Origin of the sequence: Belnapia rosea, assembly GCF_900101615.1 — a bacterium.
In the GTDB taxonomy this organism is placed as follows: Bacteria; Pseudomonadota; Alphaproteobacteria; order Acetobacterales; family Acetobacteraceae; genus Belnapia; species Belnapia rosea.
In genome coordinates, this window is record NZ_FMZX01000001.1 from 564437 (window position 1) to 589350 (window position 24914).

20 protein-coding genes are annotated in these 24914 nt (G+C 70.8%); 10 read left to right on the top strand and 10 right to left on the bottom strand.

All coding sequences use genetic code 11. From position 1 onward, the window contains the following. Nucleotides 1–8: 8 nt before the first annotated feature. The 3 genes from BLR02_RS02735 to BLR02_RS02745 are packed head-to-tail and all read right to left on the bottom strand — an operon-like array spanning nt 9 to nt 4589. Nucleotides 9–1628 carry a hydantoinase B/oxoprolinase family protein gene (locus tag BLR02_RS02735; RefSeq protein ID WP_218127841.1) on the bottom strand — a complete coding sequence of 540 codons (1620 nt, stop codon included), beginning with the start codon at nt 1626–1628 and terminating at the stop codon, nt 9–11. Next, nucleotides 1625–3652, bottom strand: coding sequence for a hydantoinase/oxoprolinase family protein (locus tag BLR02_RS02740; protein ID WP_245704585.1), 2028 nt, complete (start codon nt 3650–3652; stop codon nt 1625–1627). Before BLR02_RS02740 ends, BLR02_RS02735 begins: the two co-directional genes overlap by 4 nt. Before the next feature lies 1 nt (nt 3653). Continuing rightward, nucleotides 3654–4589 (bottom strand): Bug family tripartite tricarboxylate transporter substrate binding protein, encoded by a 936-nt coding sequence (locus BLR02_RS02745; protein ID WP_176849346.1) that lies wholly within the window; start codon nt 4587–4589, stop codon nt 3654–3656. Between the two features lie 232 nt (nt 4590–4821). On the opposite strand from BLR02_RS02745, the gene BLR02_RS02750 reads away from it, so the two are divergent. From BLR02_RS02750 to BLR02_RS02780, 7 genes are read left to right on the top strand one after another with little or no spacing between them, the layout of a single operon-like run. Further along, nucleotides 4822–6591 (top strand): hydantoinase B/oxoprolinase family protein, encoded by a 1770-nt coding sequence (locus BLR02_RS02750; protein WP_090660211.1) that lies wholly within the window; start codon nt 4822–4824, stop codon nt 6589–6591. Continuing rightward, on the top strand, nt 6588–8669 hold the full coding sequence (locus BLR02_RS02755; RefSeq protein WP_090661522.1) for a hydantoinase/oxoprolinase family protein: 2082 nt from the start codon (nt 6588–6590) through the stop codon (nt 8667–8669). Before BLR02_RS02750 ends, BLR02_RS02755 begins: the two co-directional genes overlap by 4 nt. Beyond that, nucleotides 8666–9736: a TRAP transporter substrate-binding protein gene (locus BLR02_RS02760; RefSeq protein ID WP_090660214.1), complete on the top strand. Its 1071-nt coding sequence runs from the start codon at nt 8666–8668 to the stop codon at nt 9734–9736. Before BLR02_RS02755 ends, BLR02_RS02760 begins: the two co-directional genes overlap by 4 nt. Beyond that, nucleotides 9733–10317, top strand: a complete 585-nt coding sequence (locus BLR02_RS02765; protein WP_143018025.1) for a TRAP transporter small permease subunit — start codon at nt 9733–9735, stop codon at nt 10315–10317. Before BLR02_RS02760 ends, BLR02_RS02765 begins: the two co-directional genes overlap by 4 nt. Continuing rightward, nucleotides 10314–11678, top strand: a complete 1365-nt coding sequence (locus BLR02_RS02770; protein ID WP_090660220.1) for a TRAP transporter large permease — start codon at nt 10314–10316, stop codon at nt 11676–11678. The genes BLR02_RS02765 and BLR02_RS02770 overlap by 4 nt, the downstream gene beginning before the upstream one ends. Next, a complete protein-coding gene (locus BLR02_RS02775) occupies nt 11675–13714 on the top strand; it encodes a hydantoinase/oxoprolinase family protein (RefSeq protein WP_090660223.1) in 2040 nt (679 codons plus the stop codon). Before BLR02_RS02770 ends, BLR02_RS02775 begins: the two co-directional genes overlap by 4 nt. Next, entirely contained in the window at nt 13714–15369 is a 1656-nt protein-coding gene (locus BLR02_RS02780; RefSeq protein ID WP_090660226.1) for a hydantoinase B/oxoprolinase family protein, read from the top strand. The genes BLR02_RS02775 and BLR02_RS02780 overlap by 1 nt, the downstream gene beginning before the upstream one ends. Here BLR02_RS02780 and BLR02_RS02785 read toward each other — a convergent pair. Next, on the bottom strand, nt 15347–15805 hold the full coding sequence (locus tag BLR02_RS02785) for a hypothetical protein (protein WP_090660229.1): 459 nt from the start codon (nt 15803–15805) through the stop codon (nt 15347–15349). The two genes, BLR02_RS02780 and BLR02_RS02785, sit on opposite strands and share 23 nt — an antisense overlap. Before the next feature lie 64 nt (nt 15806–15869). Between BLR02_RS02785 and BLR02_RS02790 the strand changes: the two genes are divergently transcribed. Both BLR02_RS02790 and BLR02_RS02795 read left to right on the top strand, forming a co-directional pair. Then, nucleotides 15870–16829, top strand: coding sequence for a 3-hydroxyacyl-CoA dehydrogenase family protein (locus BLR02_RS02790; RefSeq protein WP_090660233.1), 960 nt, complete (start codon nt 15870–15872; stop codon nt 16827–16829). Continuing rightward, nucleotides 16826–17593: an SDR family NAD(P)-dependent oxidoreductase gene (locus BLR02_RS02795; RefSeq protein WP_090660236.1), complete on the top strand. Its 768-nt coding sequence runs from the start codon at nt 16826–16828 to the stop codon at nt 17591–17593. The genes BLR02_RS02790 and BLR02_RS02795 overlap by 4 nt, the downstream gene beginning before the upstream one ends. On the opposite strand, the gene BLR02_RS02800 is transcribed toward BLR02_RS02795, so the two are convergent. The 4 genes from BLR02_RS02800 to BLR02_RS02815 all read right to left on the bottom strand — a co-directional run bounded on the left by BLR02_RS02800 (nt 17583) and on the right by BLR02_RS02815 (nt 23031). Then, nucleotides 17583–18569 (bottom strand): NADPH:quinone reductase, encoded by a 987-nt coding sequence (locus BLR02_RS02800; protein ID WP_090660239.1) that lies wholly within the window; start codon nt 18567–18569, stop codon nt 17583–17585. The two genes, BLR02_RS02795 and BLR02_RS02800, sit on opposite strands and share 11 nt — an antisense overlap. Further along, complete coding sequence (locus tag BLR02_RS02805) at nt 18569–18958, bottom strand: RidA family protein (RefSeq protein WP_090560855.1); 390 nt, start codon at nt 18956–18958, stop codon at nt 18569–18571. The genes BLR02_RS02800 and BLR02_RS02805 overlap by 1 nt, the downstream gene beginning before the upstream one ends. Before the next feature lies 1 nt (nt 18959). Then, the gene (locus tag BLR02_RS02810) at nt 18960–20660 is read right to left on the bottom strand and encodes an N-acyl-D-amino-acid deacylase family protein (protein ID WP_090660242.1); all 1701 of its coding nucleotides are present in this window, start codon (nt 20658–20660) and stop codon (nt 18960–18962) included. Between the two features lie 64 nt (nt 20661–20724). Further along, nucleotides 20725–23031, bottom strand: coding sequence for a DUF3141 domain-containing protein (locus tag BLR02_RS02815; RefSeq protein WP_090660245.1), 2307 nt, complete (start codon nt 23029–23031; stop codon nt 20725–20727). A gap of 135 nt (nt 23032–23166) precedes the next feature. Between BLR02_RS02815 and BLR02_RS29240 the strand changes: the two genes are divergently transcribed. After that, nucleotides 23167–23463: a ribbon-helix-helix domain-containing protein gene (locus BLR02_RS29240; RefSeq protein ID WP_218127842.1), complete on the top strand. Its 297-nt coding sequence runs from the start codon at nt 23167–23169 to the stop codon at nt 23461–23463. A gap of 8 nt (nt 23464–23471) precedes the next feature. On the opposite strand, the gene BLR02_RS29245 is transcribed toward BLR02_RS29240, so the two are convergent. Together BLR02_RS29245 and BLR02_RS02830 are read right to left on the bottom strand one after the other, a co-directional pair. Then, nucleotides 23472–24494, bottom strand: a complete 1023-nt coding sequence (locus BLR02_RS29245) for a TonB family protein (RefSeq protein ID WP_090560858.1) — start codon at nt 24492–24494, stop codon at nt 23472–23474. 9 nt (nt 24495–24503) lie between these two features. Continuing rightward, complete coding sequence (locus tag BLR02_RS02830; protein WP_090560859.1) at nt 24504–24773, bottom strand: DUF6489 family protein; 270 nt, start codon at nt 24771–24773, stop codon at nt 24504–24506. Between the last annotated feature and the right edge of the window lie 141 nt (nt 24774–24914).

A 24914-nucleotide genomic window follows, 5' to 3' on the forward strand; every position in this document is an offset into this window, starting at 1 on the left:
CAAGCTAGCTAAGTTACAAATTCTGCTTTCACATCCCGCTCCACCGCCGCCGCATCCCGCTCCTCCGGCGGCCCATACCCGCCGCCCCCTGGCATCTCCACCACCAGCCGCCCGCCCGCCGGGATCACCTGGAACCCCTTGCCCTTCAGCACGGTCCCATCGGCCAGCGTCAGCCGCCCCGCCGCTCCGGGCAGCCCGCCCTCCCGCCCGCGCGCCGGGTAGTGCACCCGCTCGAAGGTGGCGAAGATGCCGAAGGGCGCGCCATGCCGGTGCTCCACCTCCATCACCTGGCCGAGGCCGCCGCGCTGCCGCCCCGCGCCGCCGCTATCCGGCCGGTACTCCTTGGTCCAGATCACCACCGGCGCCACCGTCTCGGTGATCTCCACCGGCACGTTGCGGACGCCCGACGGGAAGGGGGTGGCCGACAGCCCGTCCTGCCGCGGCCGCGCCCCGGCCCCGCCGGAATGGAAGGTCGTCACCATGAAGGGCGTGCTGGCCCGGCCCGCCTCCGCCGTCCCCGTCATCCCGTGCCCGGCGCCGAGCTTGAGGTTCCAGAGGTTGCTCGTCCCCTCCGCCGGCACCCGGCCGGGGATGCACTGGTGCAGCGCGCCATAGACCACGTCCGGCAGCATATGCCCGATGGTGGAGCGCGCATTCACCGCCGCCGGGTGCAGCGCGTTGACGATGCTCCCCTCCGGCGCCGTGACGCGGATGGCATCCAGCGTCCCCGCATTGTTGGGGATGCCGGCGCCGACGATGCATTTCACCCCGAAGGCCGTATAGGCCTCCGTATAGCAGAGCGGGCAGTTGATCCCGTAGGCGGAGGCGGGGGAGCTGCCGGCGAAATCCACTGCCACATGGTCGCCCGCGATGGTGACGCGCGCCCGCAGGTCGATCGGCGTGTCATAGCCATCGATCCGCATATGCCCGTCCCAGGCGCCCTGGGGCAGCGCGGCGATGGCCCGCTCCATCCCCGCGCGGGACCGCTCGATGATATGCGCGCCGAGCTCGTCGAGATCGGCGATGCCATGCTCCGCCATCATGGCGGAGAGCCGCCGCTCGCCGATCAGGTTGCAGGCGACGAGGGCATGGATGTCGCCCTCCACCTGCACGGCCTCGCGCACATTGGCCCGCACCACCCGCATCAGGCTCTCATCCCAGACGCCGCCACGTACCAGCGGCAGCAGCGGGATGAACAGCCCCTCATGATAGACCTGCCGCCCATCCGGCGACTGCCCGAGCCCGCCGATATCGACCACATGCGTGGTGCAGGAGAACAGCGCCACCAGCCGCCCCTGATGGAAGGCGGGCGAGGTGATGACGATGTCGTAGAGATGCCCGGTGCCCTTCCACGGGTCGTTGGTGATGAAGTGGTCGCCCGGCTTCATCGTCTCGACGGGGAATTCGCGGAGGAAATGGACGACGCTGCGCGCCATGGAGTTCACATGGCCCGGCGTGCCGGTCACCGCCTGGGCGAGCATCCGCCCCTCGAGGTCGAAGACGCCGGCGGAGATGTCGCCCGCCTCCCGTGCGCTGGTGGAGAAGGCGGTGCGCACCAGGGCCCGGGCCTGCTCCTCGACGACGGAGAGCAGCCGGTTCCACATCACCTGCAGGCGGATATCCTTCATGCCGCGATCTCCAGCACGAGCTGCCCGAGGGCATTGACGCGCGCGGTGGCCCCGCGCGGCACGACGGTGGTGGTGGCGTCCTCGACGATCAGCGCCGGGCCGGCGAGCGTCATGCCGGGCGCGAGCGCCGCCCGCTCATGCAGCGCCGCCTCCTCGCGGAGGCCGGTCGCCGGGTCGAGGACCATGCGCCAGGCGGCGGGGGCGGGTGCCGGGCAGGGCGGCGGATCGGCAGCGGGGGCGGGCAGGGGACGGCTGGTGGCGAGCGCCAACGTCCAGGTTAGCGCCTCCACCTCCAGCCGCGGGATGGTGCGACCGAACAGCGCGGCATAGGCGGCATCGAACCCGGCCCGCAGCGCCCCGGCCTCGAGCCTGCTGATCGGCACCGCGATCTCATGCCCCTGGCCGCGATAGCGCATGAAGCCGGTGCGGGTCTCGACCAGCGCCTCCTCCGGCGCGCCGAGGCGCACTACCGCCTCCGCCTCCGCCCGCATGGCCGCGAACAGCGCCTCCAGCGCCGCGACGTCGAGGGCATCGAGGCGCAGATGCCGGGTGCGGACCACCTCATAGGCGATCGGCGCCCGCAGGAAGCCATGCGCCGAGCCGACGCCGGCGCCGACCGGCACGACCACGCGCGCCATGCCGAGCTTGCGCGCCAGCCGCGCCGCATGCAGCGGCGCCGCGCCGCCGAAGGCGATCAGCGTGCGCTCCGCCGTGTCCTTGCCGTTCTCGACGGCATGCACGCGGGCGGCGCTCGCCATGGTCTCGTCGACGATCTCGGCGACGCCGGGCGCCGCATCCGCCCCGAGCGCGGTCAGTGCCGCCTCGGCGCGGTCGATATGCAGCGGGATGCTGCCGCCTGCGAAGCGCGCCGGGTCGAGCCGGCCGAGTGCCGCATCGGCATCCGTCACCGTCGGCTCCGTGCCGCCATTGCCGTAGCAGGCCGGGCCCGGCACGCTGCCGGCGCTGTCCGGCCCGACCTGGATGCGTCCCAGCGCATCCCGCCTTGCGATGGAGCCGCCGCCGGCGCCGATCTCCACCAGCTCGATCACCGGGATGCGCACGGGGATGCCGCTGCCCTGGACGAAGCGATAGGCCCGCGCCACCTCGAACTGGCGGGAGCGTTGCAGCTCCAGACCATCCAGCAGCGTCAGCTTCGCCGTTGTCCCGCCCATGTCGAAGGCGACGGCGCGATCCAGCCCGCATTCCGCGGCGACGGCCTGGGCGAGGATGGCGCCGCCCGCCGGCCCGCTCTCCACCAGCCGGACCGGGTAGCGCCGTGCCGTCTCGACGGTGGTGACGCCGCCCGAGGACATCATCAGCAGCAGCGGCGCCGCGATGCCGGCCTCGCGCAGCCCGCTCTCCAGCCGCCCGAGATAGCCGGCCATGAGCGGCTGCACATAGGCATTGGCGATGGTGGTGGAGGCGCGCTCGTATTCGCGGATCTCCGGCGCCACCTCGCAGGAGAGCGAGAGGGCGACGCCTGGCAGTTCCTCCGCCAGCACTTCGGCGGCGCGGCGCTCATGCGCCTCATGGGTGAAGCTGTGCAGGAAGCAGATGGCGACGGCCTCGATGCCGTCGCGGCGGAAATCGGCGGCGATGGCGCGCAGCACCGCCTCGTCCAGCGGCTTCAGCACCGCGCCATCGGCGGCGACGCGTTCCGGCACGCCGCGGCGCCAGGGGCGCGCCACCAGCGGTTCCGGCCGCTCCATATGGATGTCGTATTGCTCGAACCGGTGCTCCCAGGCGATCTCGACGGAGTCGCGGAAGCCCTCGGTCGTCACCAGTGCCGTGCGGGCACCCTTGCGCTCGATCAGCGCATTGGTGGCGAGCGTCGTGCCGTGCACGACGAGGCCGAGCGCCGCCGCCTCGCGCCCGGCCTGCGCCAGGATGCGCCGCGTTCCCTCCAGCACCGCGCGTTCCGGCGCCGCCGGGGTGGTGAGGAGCTTGGCGGACCAACTCCGCCCGTCCTCCTCCAGCACCAGATCGGTGAAGGTGCCGCCGATATCCACCGCCAGTCTCAGCATGCTAGTCGCCATCCACGCGGATATTGCCGGCCTTGACGACACGGCCCCAGGTCTCGGTGTCGCGCGCCAGGAAGGTGCGGTACTCGGCGATGGAGAGCGGGGCCGGGTGCAGTCCCGCTGCATCGAATCTGGCAGCGGTCGCCGGATCCGCCAGCACCTTCCGCACCGCGGCGGAAAGGGTGTCGAGCACCCCCTGCGGCGTGCCGGGCGGTGCCGCCAGCCCGTACCAATTCTCCGCCTCATAGCCCGGTACGGCCTCGGCCGCTGCCGACGTCTCGGGCAGCAGCGGCCAGCGCTCTGGCGAGGTGACGGCCATAGCGCGCGCCTGCCCGCCTCGGATGAGCGTCAGCGTTGCCGGGTCGCCGAAATAGGCATCGACGATGCCGGCGGCGAGGTCGTTCAGCGCCGGTCCGGTGCCGCGATAGGGCACATGCACCATGGCGAGGCCGGACATCTGCTTGAACAACTCACCGGCGAGATGCTGGCTCGTGCCGATGCCGCCCGAGGCCCAGCGGATATCCCCGCTGCGGCCGAGTGCCATGAACTCCGTCAGGCTCCGCGCCGGCAGCCCGTTGCGCACCGCCAGGATGAAGGGCATCCGCACCAGCCGCGTGACATGGGTGAGGCCCACGGCCTCATAGGGCAGGGGGCGGAGATGCGGCCCCGCCGTCGTCGTGCCCGCGCCGGTGAGAGACAGGGTATAGCCATCGGCCGGGGCGCGCGCCATCGCCTCGACGCCGATCACGCCGCCGGCGCCGCCGCGATTCTCGATGACGATGGTCTGGCCCAGCTCCCGCTGCAGCGGCTCGGCCAGCAGCCGCGCCGTGAGGTCGACGCCGCCGCCGGGTGGGAAGGGCACGATCATGCGGATCGGCCGCGCCGGATAGGTCTCCGCCCTGGCGGGACATGCCAGGGCCGGCAAGGCCAAGCCAGCCACGACCACACTCCTGCGCCCGATCCGCCGCTGCATGGCCATCAGCCCCATCCATCACCGATGAGGCTAGCACAGCATGCCGCGCTGCAAACTCCCCCGCCACTGCCCATCGGCTGAGCTTGGCTGCCCAGGCCAGATGCAGACGATGCGCGAGGCGCCGGATTGGCGCCATCGCGGCCATGGACAGGCGGCGCAGCCATGCCATGCTCCGCGCGATCCGGCGCGGAGGTGGCGCATGACAGGGCGGGACTACGACCCGATCGAGTTCGAGCTGTTCAAGAACGCCATCTTCTCCATCGCGGATGAGATGGCGCTCACCGTCCATCGCACCACCTACTCCGCGGTGCTGAAGGACAACATGGACTACAGCACCGCCTTCTGCGATGCGGAAGGACGGCTGGTGGCGCAGGGGCTGACGCTGCCGAGCCATCTCGGCTCCATCCCCGAGGCGCTGGCGGCGGTGATCCGCCGCTATGGCGAGGACATGCAGGAGGGCGACATCTTCGTCCTCAACGACCCCTTCGAGGGCGGCATGCACCTGCCCGACATCTTCCTGTTCCAGCCGATCTTCGTCGCGGGCGAGCGGGTGGCGATCGCGGCCACCATCTGCCACCACACCGATGTCGGCGGCCGCGTGCCGGGCTCCAACGCCTCCGACAGCACGGAGATCTACCAGGAGGGGTTGCGCATCCCACCGCTCAAACTCTATGAGCGCGGCCGGCCTAACCCCACCCTCCATATGATGATAGAGCGCAATGTCCGCGTGCCGGTCAAGGTCTTCGGCGATCTCCGTGCCCAGCTCGCCGCCTGCACCATCGCCGAGCGGGCCTTCAAGGAGCTGGTCGCGCGCTATGGCCGCGAGACGACGCGGCTCTACATGGACGAGCTGCTCGACTATGCGGAACGGCTGACCCGGGCCGCGCTGCTCGACCTGCCCGACGGCGAGTGGCGCTTCGAGGACCATATCGACGATGACGGCGTCGAGGTCGGCAAGCCCATCCCGCTGCGCGTGCGCGTCGAGAAGCGCGGCGACCGCATGGTGGTGGACTGGACAGGCACCAGCCCGCAGGTGAAGGGCGCCATCAACAACACCTTCAGCTTCACCCGCTCGGCGGCCTACTGCGGCATCCGCAGCATCCTGCCAGCGAACATCCCGAACAATGAGGGGTATTTCCGGGCGATCGAGGTGATCGCGCCGCCCGGCACGGTGGCGCATGGCGTGCTGCCCGCCGCCTGCGCGGCGCGTGGCCTCACCGGCTTCCGCATGGTCGACTGCCTCTTCGGCGCGCTGGCGCAGATGCTGCCGGAGCGCGTCGGCGCCGCCGGGGATGGCGGCAATATCGGCGTCTCCATCGGCGGCTACACGCCGGAGCGGGCACCTTTCATCTATGTCGACTTCACCTGCTCCGCCTGGGGCGGCCGGCCCTTCGCCGATGGCTGCGACGGCAACAGCCACATGTTCGCCAACATGGCCTCGCCGTCCATCGAGGTGACGGAGGCGGAGCAGCCGATCCAGATCACCCGCTACGAATTCATCCCCGACACCATGGGCGCCGGCCAGTATCGCGGCGGCGCGCCCTTCTGCCGCGAGTACCGGTTCCTCGAGGCCGAGGGCGTGCTGCAGGTCCGCGCCGACCGCCGTGCCTTCCTGCCTTTCGGGCTGCAAGGCGGCGGGGCCGGGGCACCCTCGATGAACTGGCTGACGCGGGAGGGGAAGACCGAGGCACTGCCCTCGAAATTCTGCATCACCCTCCGCCATGGCGACCTCTTCCGCCTGGAGGTGCCGGGCGGTGGCGGCTGGGGCGACCCGCTGGCCCGCGACCCGCAACTGGTGCTGCGCGATGCCCGCAATGGCTTGGTTTCACTGCATGCGGCGCGACATGACTACGGCGTGGTCATGACGCCCGGCTGGGTCGTGGATACGGCAGCGACCGAGGCTCTGCGGGCCGAATGCCGGGCCGCCCGTGGCCCGCTGCCTGCCATCACGCGGGAGCGCGCGGCATGAGCTGGCGTGTCGGCGCCGATATCGGCGGGACCTTCACCGACCTCGTCGCCATCAGCGACGGGGGCGCGCTGCGGACGAAGAAGGTCTCCTCCAGCACCGGCGACTATGGCCGCGCCATCGTCGAGGGCCTGGCGATGCTCTTCGCCGAGGCCGGCTTCGCCGCCGGAGAGGTGGAGGAGGTGCTGCATGCGACGACGGTCGCCTCCAACGCCATCCTCGAGCACAAGGGCGCGCGCACCGGCCTCATCACCACGGAGGGTTTCCGCGACGTGCTGGAGATCCGCACCCTCCGCATGCCGCGCCTCTATGACCTGCGCTGGGAGAAGCCGGCGCCGCTGGTGCCGCGCCACCTCCGCCTCGGCGTGGCGGAGCGCGTCAATCACCGCGGTGAGGTGGAAACCCCGCTCGACGAGGACGGGGCACGGGTGGCGGTGGAGGCGCTGCTGCGCGAGGGCGTTGAGGCCATCGCCGTCTGCCTGCTGCATTCCTACGCCAACCCGGCGCATGAGCGGCGGATCGGCGCCATCATCCGCGAGCTGGCCCCGGGCCTGCCGGTCTCGCTCAGCGTCGACGTGCTGCCGGAGATGAAGGAGTACGAGCGCAGCTCCACCACCGTCATCAACAGCTATATCGGCCCGGTGCTCGGCCGCTATCTCAATGCCCTGATCGGCGACCTACAAGGCGCGGGGCTGCGGGCGCCGCTGCTGCTGATGCAATCCTCCGGCGGGCTGATGCCGGCGGCGGAGGCGGCGCGGCTGCCGGTGCATGTGGTGGAGAGCGGCCCGGCCGCCGGCGTCATCGGGGCCCAGGCCCTGGCAAGGCGAGCCGGCCTGGCGCGCGTGATCTCCTTCGACATGGGCGGCACCACGGCCAAGGCCGGCGTCATCGAGGACTACGAGGTGGCGCGGGCTGGCGAATACAGCGTTGGCGCCGGCATCATGGTCGGCTCCCGCCTGCTCTCCGGTGCGGGTTATCAGCTCAAGGTTCCTGCCATCGACCTCGCCGAGGTCGGTGCCGGTGGCGGCTCGCTGATCTGGCTGGATGCGGCCGGCGCGCCGCAGGTGGGGCCGGAGAGCGCAGGTGCGCTGCCCGGCCCGGTCTGCTATGGCCGCGGCAATACCCAGCCGACGGTGACGGATGCCAATGTCGTGCTTGGCTATCTGAATCCCCACCATCTGGTGGGCGGCGCGCTGCCGATCGACGCCGCCGCCTCCCGCGCCGCCATCGCCGGGAAGGTGGCGGGGCCACTCGGCCTCGCGCCGGAGGAGGCGGCGCATGGCGCGCATCTGATCGCCGCCTCCAACATGATCCGCGCCATCAAGGCCGTCTCCTCCGAGCGAGGGCGGGACCCGCGTGGCTTCGCCCTGGTCGCCTTCGGCGGCAACGGGCCGCTTTTCGCCGCCGGCATGGCCGAGGCGCTCGGGATGCGGCGGGTGGTGATCCCGCCTTCGGCCGGCGTCTTCTCGGCGGTCGGGCTGCTGGCCTCGGATGTCGAGGTGCATCTCTCCCGCTCCTGGCGGCGCCTGGCGCAGGGCCTTGATCCCGACGCGCTGGAGATGGCGAGCGCGGCGCTGGCCGAGGAGGCGAGGGCACGCCTGGCCGCCCAGGGCTTCCCCGCCGCGCGCATCACCGCCCAGCGCGCCGCGACGCTGCGCTACCAGGGCCAATCCTTCGAATTGCAGGTGGGCTTCGCGGCGGGCGAGGGGCCGGATGTGCTGGCGGAGCGCTTCGGCGCCGAGCATGAGCGCACCTACGGCCACCGGGCCGGTGCCGGCGAGCCGGTGGAGGTCATGGCGCTGCAGGTGCTCGGCCGCGGCCTGCCGGAGCGGCCGCGCATGCCGGACAGGCTCTCGCCCGGGGCCGCGCCGCCGCCGGAGCCGGCGCGCCCGGCCTATTTCGGCCGCGCCCATGGCTGGCTGGAGACGCCGGTGCTGGCCCGCGCCGTGCTGGCCGCGCCGCAGGCCGGCCCGCTCATCATCGAGGAATACGACTGCACCTGCCTGGTCCCGCCCGGCGCCGTCGCGGCGCTGGACGGGTTCGGCAACATCACCATTGAGCTGGGAGTGGCTTCCGCATGAGATCGATCCTGCTTGCCGCCGCGGCGGCCCTCGCCCTGGCCGGTGCCGCCCGCGCCCAGGTGCCGGAGAGCCTGCCGGCCGGCCCGAAGGTGACGGTGGTCGCCGTGACCCAGCCGCTGCCGACCCAGCCGCAATATACCCGCGTCGACATCCCCGTGCTGCGCGAGGCGGTGGGCCAGCGCAGCGGCGGGCGGATCGAGGTGCAGCTCTCGACCCATGCCGAGCGAAACCTCTCCGGCACGGAACTGGTGCGGCTGGTGCGGTCCGGCCAGACCGATATCGGCGCCAGCACGCTGACGACGCTGTCGGGTGACGTGCCCATCCTCGACATGGTGGATCTCGCCGGCCTCGCCCCGGATATCGGCACGGCGAAGCGCATCGCCGAGGCCATGCTGCCGGTGGTGAACCGCGACCTGGAGCGTTTCGGCGCCCGGCTGATGGTGATCTATCCCTTCCCGGCGCAGGTCGTCTTCTGCCGTGCGCCCTTCACCAGCCTCGCCGACCTGCGCGGGCGGAAGGTGCGGACCTTCGGCAACTCGCTGGTGGATTTCTTCACCGCCCTCGGCGCGCAGCCGGTCTCGATCGGCTTCCCCGAGGTCTATTCGGCGCTGGAGCGCGGCGTCGTCGATTGCGCCATCACCGGCACCGGCAGTGGCGTTGCCGCGCGCTGGCCGGAGGTGACGACGCATGTCTCGAACCTTCCGGTTTCCTGGGCGCTGGCCGGCTACATGGTGAACATCGCCTGGTGGAACCGGCTGGACCCGCAGGTGCGCGCCTTCATGGAGGGGGCGCTGCGCGAGGTGAGCGAGAAGCAGTGGGAGCTCGGCGCCGCGGCGACGCGGGACGGACTCGACTGCGCCATCGGCAAGGCGGATGCTTGCCGGATCCACAGCCTCGCCGGCCGGCCGATGACCGAGGTGACGGCGACTGCCGCCGACAGCGCCGCCCTGCGCGAGATCCTGGAGAAGACCGTGCTGCCCGGCTTCGTCCGCCGCTGCGGCGCGCGCTGCGGCGAGGTCTACAACCAAATAATCGCCCCCATCTCCGGCGTCCGGGCCGGCGGGTGAGGGGGCTGCGGCGCGGCGTCGCCGCCCTGGCGGCGGGCATGGCCTATGTCGCAGGATGGAATTACCTGGCCTGCGCGGTCTTCATCACCTTCGACATATTGGGCCGCAGCTTCCTCGGCATCTCCTCCGCCGCGACGGTGGAGGTGACGGGCTACATGCTGGCAGGCGGCATCGCCTGGGCGCTGGCGCATACGCTGGCGCGGCGGGCGCATATCCGCGTCGATGTCTGGGTGAACCGCCTGCCGCTGCGGCTGCGGGCGGTGCTGCACCTGCTGTCGCTGCTGCTGCTCGGCGTCTTCGCCGTGTTCTGCGCCTGGGCGGCCTGGTCGCTGGTGGATGAGAGCATCCTCTTCGATGCGCATGACAACAGCGCGCTGCGCATACCCCTGGTGCTGCCGCAGGGCCTGTGGGCCTTCGGCATCCTGGTCTTCTGCGTGATGATCCTGGTGCTGGCGCTGGACGGGGCCTTTGCCCTGCTGGCCGGGCGGCCGGAGGAACTCGACCGGCTGCTCGGCTCCCGCAGCATCGACGATGAGGCGGCCGAGGCGCTCGAGGCCGTCGAGATGGCGCGCCACTCATGATCGCCGTCATCCTGATGCTCGTCCTGCTCGGCGTCGCGGTCTTCGCCGCGGCGACGGGCGGGCAGGCGGTGCCGGTCGTCGAGATCCTGGCGCTGACCGGCGCCTTCCTCGTCTTCTTCGGCGCCGGCGTCTATGTCGCGGCGGTGCTCGGCCTGCTCGGCGTGCTGATCGGCCTCACCTTCTCCGACCGGCCCTGGTGGGCCTTCGCCGGGCAGACGCTCTGGGGGCCGTCCTCCAATTTCGTGTTGGTGGCGGTGCCGCTCTTCCTGCTGATGGGGGAGATATTGCTGCGCGCCGGCCTGTCGGACCGGCTCTACCGGGCGCTGAATGTCTGGCTGAACCGGCTGCCGGGGGGTCTGCTCCACACCAACATCGTCTCCTGCGCCGTCTTCTCCGCGATCTCCGGCAGTTCCGTGGCGACGGCGGCGACCATGGGTTCGGTCGCGCTGCCCTATTTCAACAACTCGGCCTATAGCCAGCGGATGGTGCTCGGCTCGCTGGCCGCCGGCGGGGCGCTCGGCAACCTCATTCCGCCGGGGATCACCTTCATCATCTACGGCCTCATTACCGAAACCTCGGTCGGTGCCCTCTATATCGCGGCGCTGCTGCCGAGCATCCTCGTCACGGGCCTCTTCATCCTCGTCATCACAATCCACGGGCTGCGGCACCCGCTGCCGAAGCCGGAGCGCCTGCCGCTCGCCCTCAAGCTGCGGGCCCTGGTCGATCTCGTGCCGACGCTGTTGCTGATGCTGCTGGTGCTCGGCTCCATCTATGCGGGCTATGCGACGCCGACCGAGGCGGCCGCGCTCGGCGTGGTCGGTGCCGCGGTCTTCGCCGGGACCGAGGGCAAGCTTTCGCTCCGACTGCTGAACGCCAGCGCGGAGGCGACCGCGCGCAACACGGCGCTGCTCGGCCTCATCATCTTCGGCGCCTATCTGTTGAACTACCTGCTGACCACGATCAACGTGCCGCAGACGCTCGCCAGCTTCATCGGCGGCCTGCCCCTGCCGCCCTGGGCGATCATGGCAGCCATCCTGGCGCTCTACCTCGCGCTCGGCACCTTCATGGAGGGTTTCTCCATGATCATCACCACCGTTCCGGTGATCTTCCCGGTGGTGCAGGCGCTGGGCTACGATCCCATCTGGTTCGGGGTCATGGTGACGATGCTGGTCGAGATCGCCCAGATCAGCCCGCCGGACGGCACGGTGATGTATGTGTTGCAGGGGATGCGGCCGCGGCCCGGGCCGATCACCGATGTCTTCGCGGGCGTGATGCCCTTTCTCGCAGCCTATCTTCTGGCGGTGGTACTGATGATGATCTGGCCCGATATCGCGCTGTGGTTGCCGCGGGTGATGGGATGAGCGATCAGCCCATCCGGATCGCCGTCGACATCGGCGGCACCTTCACCGACCTCCAGATACTCGATGCCCGCGACGGCACCGTGCGCGCCTGGAAGACGCCGACCACGCCGGAGGACCCGTCCATCGGCCTGCTGCGCGGCGTGACCGAGGCGGCGGATCGCTTCGGCTTCTCCCTGCCCGAGGTCGGGCTGCTGCTGCACGGCACCACTATCGCCACCAATGCGGTGCTGGAGCGGAAGCTCGCCCGGGGCGTGCTGCTGGCCACGGCGGGGTTCGAGGATGTGCTCGAGATAACCCGCCATGTCCGGCGGGAGCTCTACAAGGTCGATCCTGACCCTTTCCCTTGCCTGATCGACCGTGACCGCCGCCTCGGCGTGCCGGAGCGGATGCGTGCCGATGGCAGCGCCGAGCGGCCGCTGGACGAGGCGGCGATCCCCGGCCTCGTCGCGCGGCTGGATGCGCTTGGCGCTGAGGCGGTGGCGGTCTGCCTGTTGCACAGCTACGTCAACCCGGCCCATGAGCAGCGATTGAAGGCGCTGATCGCCGCTGCGAGGCCCGCGCTGCCCATCTCGTTATCTTCCGAGATCAGCCCCGAGATCCGCGAGTATGAACGCAGCAGCACCACGGTGCTGAATGCCCTGCTGATGCCGGTGGTAAAGGCCTATCTGGACCGGCTGGAGGCACGGCTGGGCGAGGGCGGCTTCCAGCCGCTGGTCTTCCTCGTCCAGTCCAATGGCGGGGTCTGCAGCCTGCGCCAGGCAGCCGAGCAGCCGGCTCGGCTGCTGCTCTCCGGCCCCTCCGGCGGCGCGCTGGCGGCGGGCCGTATCGCCGAGCTGCTGGCGCGGCCGAACCTAGTCGCCGTCGATATGGGCGGCACCAGCTACGATGTCTCCGTCGTGCAGGGTGGCCGGGTCTCCGTCGTCACCCAGGGCGAGATCGACCGGCTGCCGGTGCGCCTGCCCATGGTCGAGATGCGGACCATCGGCGCCGGTGGCGGCTCCATCGCCAGCGTCGATAGCGGCGGCCGGCTGACGGTGGGCCCGCGCAGCGCCGGCTCCCGCCCCGGCCCCGTCGCCTATGGCCGCGGCGGGACGGAGCCGACGGTCACGGATGCCAACCTCGCCCTCGGCCGGCTCGACCCCGACTACTTCCTCGGCGGCATGATGAAGCTCGACATGCCGGGCACGCGGGAGGCCATCGCCGGGAAGGTCGGCACCCCGCTCGACCTGTCGGTAGAGCAGGCGGCGCAGGGGATGCTCACCGTCACCAATGCCAATCTCGGCGCGGCGGTGCGGCTCTCCCTTTTCGAGAAGGGGCTCGACCCGCGCGACTTTGCCCTGCTCTCCTTCGGCGGCGCAGGCGGGCTGCATGCGACCGATGTGGCGGCCGAGATGGGCATCCGCGAGGTGATCTTCCCGCGCGAGCCTGGCACACTCTCCGCCTATGGCATCCTCTACAGCGACCTGGTGCAGGATACCGCACGCTCTCGCGTGATGCCGGCGGTGGCCGCGAGCCTGCCCGCCATCGAGGAGAGCATCGCCGCGCTGCGCGCCGAGGCGGAAGCCGGCCTCGCTCGCGACGGCGTGCCGCCCGAACGGCGCGAGGTCGCGATCGCCGCCGACATGCGGTATCACGGTCAGGCCTTCGAGTTGCTGGTGCCCTGGCCGGACATGCCGGACCTCGCCGCGCTGCTCGCCCGCTTCCATGTGATGCACCGTCAGCGCTTCAGCTATGCCGATGAGCAGGAGGCAGTGGAAATCGTCACCCTCCGCGCCATTGCCACCGGCCGCCTGCCGAAGCCGGATGCGGCGGAGCCGGGCCCGGCCGGGCGCCCGGCGCTGAAGGGGCATCGCCGCGCCTTCGCCGATGGCGACTGGCAGGACCTGCCGGTCTGGGACCGCGAGGCGCTGACGCCCGAGGACCGGATCACCGGCCCCGCCATCGTCGAGGAACCCTTCGCCACCCATTGGATCGGCAGCGGCTGGACCGCCAGGCTCGGCGCCGCCGGCGCTCTCATCGCCCGGAGTGATGCGTGATGCCCCAAACGCCCCTGGGACCGATCGAGATCGAGGTCATCCGCAACGCGCTGACCGCTGCCGCCGCCGAGATGGACGTGACCGTCTGGCGCACCAGCCGCAGCACCATCGTGCGGGAGCTGCTCGACTACTCCACCGCCGTCTTCGATGCGGAGGGCAACAACCTCGCCCAATCCGCCCGCATCCCGAGCCACCTCAACAGCATGTCGCATTTCCTGCGGGAGATCCTCGACCGCTACGTCGATCCTGCGAGCTGGGGGCCGGATGACGTCGTCATCTCCAACGACCCCTATTGCGGCGGCCAGCACCTGCCGGATATCTGCGCCTTCAAGCCCGTATTCCACGAGGGCCGCCGCATCGCCTTCGTCGGCACGCTCTGCCACCATATCGATGTGGGCGGGCTGGTTGCCGGCAGCTATGCGGCGAAGGCGATCGAGATTTTCCAGGAAGGCCTCCGCATCCCGCCGCTGAAGCTGATCGAGAACGGGCGACGGAACGAGGGTGTTTGGGCGATGATCCGGCAGAATATCCGCAAGCCCGACCTGCTGCTCGGGGACCTGCAGAGCCAGATCGCCTCGCTCGAGGTCGGCGCCGCCGCGCTTCGCCGTCTCGCCGCCCGCTATGGCGCCGAGGGCATGATCGAGGCCGGGCGCCGCATCCTCGACATGAGCGAGCAGGCAATGCGTGCCGCCATCTCCCGCATGCCGGACGGTACCTATGAATTCACCGACTGGCTCGACGATGACGGCATCGATCTCGACAAACCCATCAGGCTGCATGTCGCGCTGACCATTCGGGGCGACAGCATCTCGGTCGATCTCTCCGGCTGCTCGCCCCAGGTCCAGGGGCCGACCAATGCGACGCTCGCCAGCAGCAACGCCGCTGTCATGTTCGCCGTGATGTGCGCCTGCGACGAGCCCTTCGCCGCCAATGCCGGCTGCTACCGGCCGATCGGCACCATCGCCCCGGAGGGCTCGGTGGTGAATGCCCGCGCGCCGGCGCCGGTCGTCCACCGCATCGCCGTCACCCACCGGCTGCTCAACGCCATGTTCGGCGCGCTGCATCAGGCGGTGCCGGACCGGATTCCGGCGGCCTATTACGGCAATTCCTACGTCTGCACCTTCCAGACCGTGGCGGCCGATGAGCGGCGCGAAGTGCTGGTTGAGATCGAGATCGGCGGCACCGGCGCGCATCCAAGGAAGGATGGCGTCAACGCCCTCTCGGCCGGGATGCACAACAACAGCAACATCCCGATCGAGATGATCGAGGCCCAGGCACCGCTGACCATCACCCGCTATGCGTTGCTGCCCGGCTCCGGCGGCGCCGGCGAGCATCGCGGCGGGCTCGGCCTCCTGCGGGAATGGCGGGTGGACAGCCCGCGCTGTTTCTTCACCGCGAACATGGACCGCTTCGTCCATGCCCCCTATGGGCTCGCCGGTGGCGCGCCGGCGCGGGTCGGCAAGCTGGTGCTGACTCGCGACGGCGCCGAGAGCCCGGTGCCGCCGAAATCCGACAACCTCCCCCTTCGCCAGGGCGATCGAATCCGTCTGGAAACCTCGGGTGGCGGCGGCTTCGGCGACCCGGCCCGGCGCCTGCCCGGGGCCGTGGCCCGCGACCAGGCGCTTGGCTATGTCAGCCGAGCAGCCGGCGCGTGAAGCGGCGGGAGGCGCGGAACATCGGCCGCACCCGTTCGGTCCAGGGCGTGGAGCGTGCCGCCAGCCATTCCGGCGTCTGGTTCACCTCTGGCCGCTCGAAGCGATAGGCGGCGAGCAGGTTCGGCGCCCCGCCATCCAGCCGGCGGTAGCGCGTGCCGCCGATGCAGCCGGGGCAGCCCGTCAGCATCGGCAGGTGCTCCTGCTCATACCAGTCGAAGATCGCCGGCAGGTCCGCCTCGGCGATGTCGAGCTCGACCGTGTAGAGGAAGGGGGCAGGGCGGGATACGTCACCGAGTGAGGCGATGAACGCATAGGGGATGCCATCCGGTGCCTCCTGCGGCGGGGCCTCCAGCCAGTGCCAGATATCCGCACTATTCTCGAGATCCTGGTAGCGCAGCCCGGGGCCTTGCCCCTGCCGGATCAGCAGATCTGCCATTCTGTTTCCTCCCGTATGGCGGCAGTATCGGCCGCAGAATCGGGACGACAAGGGAGAAGACGGCATGGCACGGGTCGCGGTCATCGGCGCGGGGACGATGGGGCATGCGCTGGCGCTGGTCTTCGCGCTGGGCGGGCATCAGGTGCGCCTCACCGACAGCAACGAGGCGACGCTCGCCCGCGCGCAGGGGCTGATGGAGAAGGCGCTGGCAACCCTTGTCGAGGGCGGCGAGGCGCCGGCCGACTGGACCTCGGCGCATCTCGCCCAGCACGTCACCCGCCATGCGGATCTCGCCGCGGCGCTGGACGGGGCGGAGCTGGTCGTCGAGGCGATCATCGAGACGCCGGAGGCGAAGCGCGCCCTGTTCGAGCGGATCGACGCCTTGGCGCCGGCCGAGGCCGTCATCGCCAGCAACACCAGCCATCTCGACGTCTTCCCGCTGATCCCCGAAGCGCGGCAGGCGCGAGCGCTGATCGCCCACTGGTACACGCCGCCCTATCTGGTCGATCTGGTGGATGTCATCCCCGGGCCGCATTGCGAGCCCGCCGCCTTCGAGGGGGTGATGACTATGCTGCGCGACATGGGCAAGCAGCCGCTGGGGCTCAAGAAGTTCGTCCCCGGCTATGTCGCCAACCGCATCCAGGCGGCGATCGGCCTCGAGGTGCAGCATCTGCTCGACGAGGGCGTGGCGACGGCCCCGGAGATCGACGCCGCCATCATCCACGGCCTGGCGCTTCGCCTGCCCATCCTCGGCGTCTTTGCCAAGGCGGATTTCACCGGCCTGCCACTGACCCAGGCGATCCTCGCCAACAAGAGCTATTCGCCCCCGCCGGTGCGCGGCCGCAGCGACACGCTTGACCGGCTGGTCGCCGAGGGCCGCACCGGCGTGCTGGCCGGCGCCGGCTACTACGACTGGCCAAGCGATCCCGCCGCGCTCTTTGAGGCGCGCGACCGCCGCCTGATCGCGCTCAAGCAGGCGATGCGGGAGATCGGCACCATGGCGGGGCTGGAGCGGAGCGAATGATCCGTTACGAGCTTGCGGGCAGGGCGGCGCTGGTCACCGGCGCTGCCTCCGGCATTGGCCTGGCGCTGGCGACGCAGCTCGCCCGCAACGGCGCCAGGGTCGCGCTGAACCACCTGGCCGATGACCCGCGTGGGCCGGAGCAGGTGGCGAGGCTGCGCGAGGCCGGCCTCGACGTCATCGCCGCCCCCGGCAATGTCGGGGATCCGGTCGATGGCGTGCGGATGGTGGAGCAGGCCGTGGCCGATCTCGGGCGGCTCGACTTCCTCGCCAACAATGCGGGCACGCCAGGCAGCCGCACCAGCATCGCCAGCCATGAGCTCGACCGCATCACCGATGATCTGTGGCAGACGCTGCTGCAGGTGAACCTCGTCGGCGTGTTCCGTTGTACCAAGGCGGCCGCGCCCGCGCTGAAGGCGGCGCGCGGCGCGGTGGTGAACACCGCATCCATCGCCGGCCTGAACTCCCCCGGCTCCTCCATGGCCTATGGCGCGACCAAGGCCGGCGTCATCAGCCTGACGAAGAACCTGGCCCGCGCCCTCGCGCCCGAGGTCCGCGTCAACGCCGTCGCACCCGGCGCGGTGGACAGTGCCTGGATGATCGAGTGGACCAATGAGCAACGCAGCGGCAGCATCGACAAGGCCCTGCTCAAGCGCCGCTGCACGCCGGACGACCTGGCCGAGGTGATGCTCTTCCTCCTGGCCGGCGCCGCCATGGTGACGGGCCAGACGGTGGTGGTGGATGGCGGCCTGACCCTCAGCGGTTAGGGAGCACCACCACCGTGCCGCGCTTGGTGCCGGACTCCACGGCCTCATGCGCGGCTGCGGTTTCGGCCAGCGGGAAGGTGGCGGCGATGCGATGCAGCCGCAATCCCGCCCGCAGCCAGGCATTGATGTCTTCCATTGCTTGGCGCCGCGCGGCGGCGGGCGCGCTGTTCAGCACCACCCCACGCAGGTTCACGTTCTTCCGCATCAGCACGGCGGAGACGGGGATGGCAGGCGAGGGACCGCCGCGGCTGGCATAGCCGATCACGCTGCCATTCAGCGCCACCACCTCGGACCAGAGGGCGAGGTTGCCGGCGACATCGACCTCGACGATGCGATCGACGCCGCCCGTCGCGGTCAGGATGCGCGCCGCGCAATCCGGGGCACGGTAATCGTAGACGGCCTCGGCGCCGGCCGCCTGGGAATCCTCGGCTTTCCAGCCACCGCTCGCCGTGGCGCCAACCCAGGCCGCGCCGCCCCAGCGCGCCAATTGCACCGCATAATTGCCGACCGCCCCGCCGCCGCCTGAGACCAGAACCCGCAACCCCGTCACCGGCCCGTCGGCGAAGAGGCAGCGATGCGCTGTCATCGCCGGGATGCCGAGGCAGGCGCCGGTCTCGGTGCCGATCCCCTCCGGCAGCTCGATGACGTTCTCGACCGGCACGCAGGTGAACTCCGCCGCCGTGCCGAAAGGCCGCCCGCGCTGCGCGTTGTAGAGCCAGACCCGCTGCCCCAGCAGCGCGGCCGGTGCGCCCTCGCCCAGCGCCTCCACCAGGCCGGCGCCATCGCTGTTCGGGATGATGAGCGGCCACTCATTGGCGTAGGAGGTGCCGGCGCGCCGGTAGGTATCGGCAGGGTTGACGCCCGAGGCCTCCAGCCGCACCCGCACCTCACCCGGCGCCGGCTCGGGCAGCGGCCGCTGCCCGAACTGCAGCACCTCCCGCGCCGGGCCCGTCCGCGTGTACCAGACGGCCTGCATCAGCCGAGCGCCACCACGCATTCGATCTCGAGCAGAAATTCCGGCACCGGCAGGGCAGCGACCACGCAGGTCGTCCGCGCCGGCAGATGCCCGGCCGGGAAGGCGGCGGCGTAGAGCCGGTTCATCTCCCGCACATCTTCGGCCCGGGTCAGCAGCACGTTGGTCTTGATGACCCGGGTGATGTCCGTCCCCGCCTCCGCGAGAATGGCGTGGAGGGACTTCATCACCTCGGCAAATTGCGCAGCGAAGTCGCCCGCCGCCAGCGTGCCGTCGGGCGCGAAGGGCCCGATGCCGGAGACGTAGAGCGTCCGCTCATGCCGCACCGCGACCGAGAGAGGCGGGAAGGGGCGGCCATCCCGCGGCGGGGCGAAGCGCGCGATATCGGCCATCCTAGGCAGCGCAGCGCACGAGCTTGCCGGGCAGGGCACCGGTCGCTTCGCCCCGGCGATAGGTGACCTCGCCGGCGACGATCGTGGCGTCATAGCCGCGCGCCCGCTGCATCAGCCGCCGCCCGCCGGCCGGCAGGTCGTAGAGCATGCCCGGCCGGTCGAGCGCCAATTCGTCGAGGTCGATGACATTGATATCGGCGCGCATCCCGGGCTTCAGCACGCCGCGATCGGAGAGGCATGCCGCATGGGCCGTGTCGCTTGTCTGCCGCCGGATCAGCTCCTCGATCGGCACGCCGCGCTGCTTGCCCCAGTAGCTCAGCAGGAAGGTGGGGAAGCTGCCGTCGGAGATGAAGCCGACATGGGCGCCGCCATCGGAGAGGCCGACGATGGTGTTCGGGTGCCGCAGCAGCTCAGCCGAGGCCCCCAGCGTGTAATCGGCGTAGTTGGTCAGCGGGCAGAAGAGGAAATTCCGGCCTTCATTGGCCAGCAGCATGTCATAGGCGACCTCCTCCGGGCTGCTTCCCTGCCGCGCGGCCTCGGCGGCCACGCTGGTCTCGCGTGGCGGGGCGTAGTCCGGCGGGTCGCCGAAGGGGAACATCCGCTCGAAGGAGAGGCGGGTGATCAGCGGGAAATTACTGCCCGCAATACGGTCCTCGCCGAGGATGCGGGCGCGTGTCGCCGGGTCCCGCATGGCCGCCACGCGTTCCGGCACCGGCAGATGGGCGACCGCCTTGTAGCTTGGCGCGCCGCTGAAGGGGTTCTGGCTGCCCAGCAGCCCCATCAGGATGCCGATCGGCCGGGGTGGGAAGACCGGCCGCATGCTTACCCCTTCGGCCGCCGCCTTGTTCGACAGCGCCAGCAGCTCCTTCCACACCTCGGTCCGGTCGTGCCGCTGGGTGAGCGAGAAGACCATCGGCCGCCCGCAGGCCTCAACAACGCGTCGGAGCATGGCGAATTCGGTCGCCGCATCCGGCAGGTTGAAGTCGGAGACAACCTCGAGAAATCCGGCCCCGACCTCCTTCAGCGCCATGGCGATGCCGGTCAGCTCATCCTCCTGGGCGCGGAGGGTCGGGGTCGGGTCACCGGCCAGGGTCTTGTGGCTGATGGTGCGGCTGGTGGAGAAGCCGAAGGCGCCGGCCCGCACCGCCTCCGCCACGATCTGCCGCATGGCGGCGATGTCGGCCTGGTTCGCCGGCTCCAGCGCCAGCGCCCGCTCGCCCATGACATAGACGCGGACGGCGGCATGCGGGACCAGGGCGCAGATATCGATGTCGCGCGGCTTGCCCTCCAGCACGGCGAGATATTGGGAGAAGCTCTCCCAGGTGAAGTTCAGCCCTTGGGAAAGGACGGGGGCGGGGATGTCCTCCACCCCCTCCATCAGCTCGATCAGCTTCATCTCCTGGCCGGGATGGACCGGGGCGAAGCCGACGCCGCAATTGCCCATCACGGCCGTGGTCACGCCGTGGATGGCGGAGGGTGCCAGATGGCTGTCCCACACCGCCTGGCCATCGTAATGGGTATGGATATCGACGAAGCCCGGCGTCACCAGCCGACCGGTGGCATCGATCTCCTTGCGGCCCGGCGGCAGGTCCGGGCCGATGGCGGTGATCCGGCCGCCGCTCACGGCCAGATCCGCGGCAAAGCCCGGCTTGCCCGTGCCATCGACGATGGTGCCACCTCGGATGACCAAATCCTCTGCCATGGCGCGCTTCCTTCCCGGTTTCTCTTGGAAGGAAGCCTAGGCCCGGCCGGAGAGGCTGGAAACCCTAATCGGGGATGGCTGCGGCCTCGAAACCGATCGGCACCCCGGCCTCAACCCTGGCGCCGGCCGGAATGGCGAGTTCCGTGCGCAGCTGGGCCAGCATGGCCTGGGCCGCCTCGCCGAGCTCAGCCTCCGGTCCGGCCACGGCCTCGACCGAGGCGAGCGCGCGGGCGCGCTCCTCCGGCGTCGGCAGCAGCAAGGGCAGGCTGGATATGGCCTCGGCCGGCGCCATGCTGGCGATCACGGTCTGCTGGCGGATCATCGCCTGGCGCTCCGTCGCCGTCATCTCGGCGAAAGGAGATTCCGTCGTCAGCAGGGCATTGGAGCGCACGAGGCGGGAGCGGCGGACACCGCCCCGCGCACGCGCCAGCAGCACCATCATGCGGATGACCGCCGCCGCATAGCCGCCCTCGGCCATGCGGGCCAGCGCCTCGCGGACCTCCGGTGCCGCCGCCTCGGTGGCGGGCGGCGGGGCTTCCGGCATCTCCGCCTCGGCCACGCCCATGGTGCCAAGCGCACCGTAGACGGCGTGGAAGGCATATTCCGTCCAGCCGTCGCGGACATCGCGGTACAGGTCGAAGCTGCGCTCCACACTTTCGGCCCAGAGGTTCTCCCAAAGGCGGAAGGGGTTGGTCACGGGCGCCGGGGCGCGTTTCGCCCGTGCCTGCTCGGCCAGCGCCGGCACCGCGGCCATCAGCGGGTTGCGGTCGCTGAACACGGTGCGGCGCAGCCGCATCGGGTGGAGCTGGCGGCGCATCTCCGCCGTGCGCTCGGTGGCGAATTGCCGTACCACCGGCGAGACGAAGAGATCATAGATCGACTGGTTCAGGGCCGAGATGCGGGCGACGGCGGGGAAGGCCTCGTTCTTCGCCTCGCCGCTGCGGGCGCGGATATCGGCCATGGTCCGCTCCTTGAGCTCGACCTGCCAGCCCCCGTTGCCACCCTCGGTGGTGATCAGCATCTCGTAGAGGCCGGGTGCCACGCTGTCGATCAACTGCAGCGTCTCGGCGATCTCGGTATGCTCCTTCAGCGCGATGGCGCCGGAGACGAAGATGCCGAGATGGCCGATATCCTCGTGCATCAGGTAGACGATGGTCTGGCCGAGCGTCTTGATCTCCTGCTCGTCCCGGTAGACATCGGCGATCCAGCGCAGCGCCTGGCCGGGCGGGGTGATGTTGTCGCCGGCCGAGGCGAAGACCACCACCGGGCTGCGGACCGCGCGCATGTTGAAGGTCGCCCCGCCGCCCGCGCTGATGGCGCCGCGGGCGAATTTGTCGCCAATGAACAGGTTCTCGACGATCCAGCGGATCTCGTCGCGGTTCATCAGGAAGTAGCCGCCCCACCAGCGCTCGAACTCCAGGAAGCGCGGCGTCTCCCGGTCCACATTGGCGTAGAGGTTGTAGTACTTCTTGAACCAGGTATTGGCCGGCGACAGGCTCTCGAAATTCAGCACGAGGTTGGCGCCGTCGAATTTCCCGTTGCCGAGATCGGCGAGCAGCGTCGCGGGCCAGGAGCCGCCGGCGAGGCCGCCGAGATAGCGCATCGGGTTCCGCCCGCGCTCGCCCGCCCAGTAGGAGAGCGGCGCGCCGTTCAGCACGATGGCGCCGGTGAGGTCGGGCTGCGACGCGCCGAGCATCATCACCGCCCAGCCGCCCTGGCAATTGCCGATGACGACGGGCTTCGGCGCCTCGGGGTGCAGCTTCGCCACCTCGCGCAGGAAGATGCCCTCGGCATGGGTGATGTCGAGGATGGTTTGGCCCGGCTCCGGGTCGCGGAAGAAGATGACGAAATAGACGGGATGGCCGCGCCGCAGGGCGACGCCCACCTGGCTGTCCGACTTGAAGCCGCCAATGCCGGCGCCATGGCCGGCGCGCGGGTCGATGATGACGAAGGGCCGCAGCTTCGGATCGAGCGGCGCTGCGCCCTCCGGCTGGCGGATGCGGACGAGCGCATAGTTGCAGGGGCGCGGCAGGGTGCGCCCATCCACCACCATGTCCCAGGGAAAAAACAGCACGGGCGGGCAGCCTTCCGCCTCATGTTCGTAGAAGGTGTTGCCGGCCTGGCGCAGCGCATCGAGATAGAGGATGCCGCGTTGCGCCGCATCGACGGCATACTCGGCCGCATCCTGCAGCAGCGTGGCCGGGTTGGCCGGCAGCGGGGGCAGGCTCGGCGGCAGGGCGGCCGGCGCAAGGGTAGCCGCCTGGCGGCTCGCCACATCGGCGAGGGTGCGGGCCTGATCGATGACGCGGGACATGGTTTCGGCGCCGCGCGCCAGGAGCTCGCGGCCCGGAGGGGGAGTTACCACGGTCATTGGCGTGTCCTTAGTTTGTTCGGGATGCTGCAACGCAGCATCGGCAAAGTCCAGACGAATGCTCGTCAGCCGCCGAAATGCAATGACACCGTGAAATCTTTGGGCCTAGCCTCGGCATCGGGGAGAACCGATGCCGTGCCGCAAGCCGTGAAACGCAACGTCGCCCTGCCGCCCGATCAGGCGCGCTACATCGATACGCTGGTCGCCTCCGGGGCCTATCGGTCGAAGGGGGCCGTGATCCGTGCGGCCCTCCGGGCGCTGCAGGCCCGGGACGAGGCCATGGAACGCTGGGTGCGCGTGCAGGTCGTGCCGGTACTCGACGCCCTGCAGCCGGACCGTGGCCGGGCCACGCCGGACGACCATCTGCGCACGGCGGTCCGCCGTCAGCAGGCGGTCTGGCTGGAGGCAGCGCCGGAGGGGAAGGAAGGCTGAGCCGCCCCTCACCGGACCAGGATGTAGTTCATCGTGAAGTCGATCGTCACGCCATTCGGGTCCGCCCCGGGGGGGAAGGCGGGGATGGTCGCGCCGCGGAACATCGAGACCAGCCCGGCATCCAGCCAAACCGAGCCGGAGGGCCCGATGAGCCGGACCGAGCGGACCTTGCCGTTCGGATCGGCGATGATCTGCACCCGGCTGCGGCCCTGGTGGCCGGCGACGACCGCGTTCTCCGGGTAGCGCTTGTTCTCGTCCACCCAGCGGCGGAAGGCGTTGCGCCAGTCGGGACCGACCTCGGCGCCACGCACATCCGCCTCTGGCTCCACCGAATTCCGCCCCCGTGAGGCGAGCGGGCCAGGCGAGAGGTCGAGCCGCGAGCGCGGCCCGCCCTGGCTCGCGGGGGGGCTGGGCGGCGCCAGGTTCCGCGCCTCCGGCATCCAGACCCCGGGGAGACGTGGCTGTGGCGCCGCCGGCGGGCGTGTGGCGGCCTGCGGCGGGGCTGGCTGGGGCGTGCTCGGCCGCTCGCGCGGCGGGGCGGGTGGTGGCGGGGGCGGTGTCGGCAGGGCTTCGGCCATGGCCGGTGGCGGGGGCGGCGGTGCCGGGGCCGGCTCGACGAGTTGGGTGCGGGGCACCGCTGGCGGCGGCGGGGCCGGCGGCAGCGGCAAGGGTGGCGCAGGCGGTGCCGTGGCCTCGGGCGTCGGCGGTGGCGTGGCGGCCTGCGGCACCGAAGGCGGGGCCGAGGGGGCGGGCGGCGGCGCCTCCTGCTCCGGCCGGGCCTCGCCGTCCTCCTCGCCCGGGCGGCCGGGGGCGCCGGATTGGTACTGGACCTCGAAGGAGGGGGGCGGCAGCGGCTCGGATGGGCGTTCCCGCGACAGCATCGCCAGGATGACGAGGCCAAGGAAGCCGAGATGCAGCAGCAGCGAGCCGATCAGCCCCGGGCGCAGGCGGCGCCAGGGCCGCTGCCGCCGCGGGATGCGGCGTCGGCCCGGCCTCAGCGCGGGCTCGGCTCGGAGGGTCGGTGCGCCCACGCGGGAGGATCAGCCCTGATTCGACCCTTTGGAGCCACCGCCCATCGGGGTGAAAAGACGGAAGAGCCCGGCCATCGCATCGCGCATCTGCTCCGGCGTTTGCGGCGCGAGCGGCATCCAGGTCTTCAGCAGCGCCTCAGGCGAGAGGGCATCGACGGCGTCCACCATCTGCTGCTGCATCTTGGCCAGCACCGCGTCCTGCATCGGCCGCAGATCGGGCAGGCCGAGGAAATGCCGGGCTTCCTCGGGCGTGCAGTCGACCTCGACATTGATCTTCATGGGTGCAAGGAACTCCGGGCGGCATCGCCCATATGGACCGGCCGGGCCGTCCGCGCCAGCGCGGTTACGCTTTGTTGGGCCTCGGCCGCCCGGCTGTTGCGATGCGGCATAATGCCGCTAGGCTGGCGCGGACAGCCGGAC

What these genes read in the sequence shown, in the direction of transcription:
- BLR02_RS02735 (WP_218127841.1), bottom strand. Translation starts at nt 1,628, where the DNA reads ATGAAGGATATCCGCCTGCAGGTGATGTGGAACCGGCTGCTCTCCGTC.
- BLR02_RS02740 (WP_245704585.1), bottom strand. Translation starts at nt 3,652, where the DNA reads ATGCTGAGACTGGCGGTGGATATCGGCGGCACCTTCACCGATCTGGTG.
- BLR02_RS02750 (WP_090660211.1), top strand. Translation starts at nt 4,822, where the DNA reads ATGACAGGGCGGGACTACGACCCGATCGAGTTCGAGCTGTTCAAGAAC.
- BLR02_RS02755 (WP_090661522.1), top strand. Translation starts at nt 6,588, where the DNA reads ATGAGCTGGCGTGTCGGCGCCGATATCGGCGGGACCTTCACCGACCTC.
- BLR02_RS02760 (WP_090660214.1), top strand. Translation starts at nt 8,666, where the DNA reads ATGAGATCGATCCTGCTTGCCGCCGCGGCGGCCCTCGCCCTGGCCGGT.
- BLR02_RS02770 (WP_090660220.1), top strand. Translation starts at nt 10,314, where the DNA reads ATGATCGCCGTCATCCTGATGCTCGTCCTGCTCGGCGTCGCGGTCTTC.
- BLR02_RS02775 (WP_090660223.1), top strand. Translation starts at nt 11,675, where the DNA reads ATGAGCGATCAGCCCATCCGGATCGCCGTCGACATCGGCGGCACCTTC.
- BLR02_RS02780 (WP_090660226.1), top strand. Translation starts at nt 13,714, where the DNA reads ATGCCCCAAACGCCCCTGGGACCGATCGAGATCGAGGTCATCCGCAAC.
- BLR02_RS02785 (WP_090660229.1), bottom strand. Translation starts at nt 15,805, where the DNA reads ATGGCAGATCTGCTGATCCGGCAGGGGCAAGGCCCCGGGCTGCGCTAC.
- BLR02_RS02790 (WP_090660233.1), top strand. Translation starts at nt 15,870, where the DNA reads ATGGCACGGGTCGCGGTCATCGGCGCGGGGACGATGGGGCATGCGCTG.
- BLR02_RS02795 (WP_090660236.1), top strand. Translation starts at nt 16,826, where the DNA reads ATGATCCGTTACGAGCTTGCGGGCAGGGCGGCGCTGGTCACCGGCGCT.
- BLR02_RS02800 (WP_090660239.1), bottom strand. Translation starts at nt 18,569, where the DNA reads ATGCAGGCCGTCTGGTACACGCGGACGGGCCCGGCGCGGGAGGTGCTG.
- BLR02_RS02805 (WP_090560855.1), bottom strand. Translation starts at nt 18,958, where the DNA reads ATGGCCGATATCGCGCGCTTCGCCCCGCCGCGGGATGGCCGCCCCTTC.
- BLR02_RS02810 (WP_090660242.1), bottom strand. Translation starts at nt 20,660, where the DNA reads ATGGCAGAGGATTTGGTCATCCGAGGTGGCACCATCGTCGATGGCACG.
- BLR02_RS02815 (WP_090660245.1), bottom strand. Translation starts at nt 23,031, where the DNA reads ATGACCGTGGTAACTCCCCCTCCGGGCCGCGAGCTCCTGGCGCGCGGC.
- BLR02_RS02830 (WP_090560859.1), bottom strand. Translation starts at nt 24,773, where the DNA reads ATGAAGATCAATGTCGAGGTCGACTGCACGCCCGAGGAAGCCCGGCAT.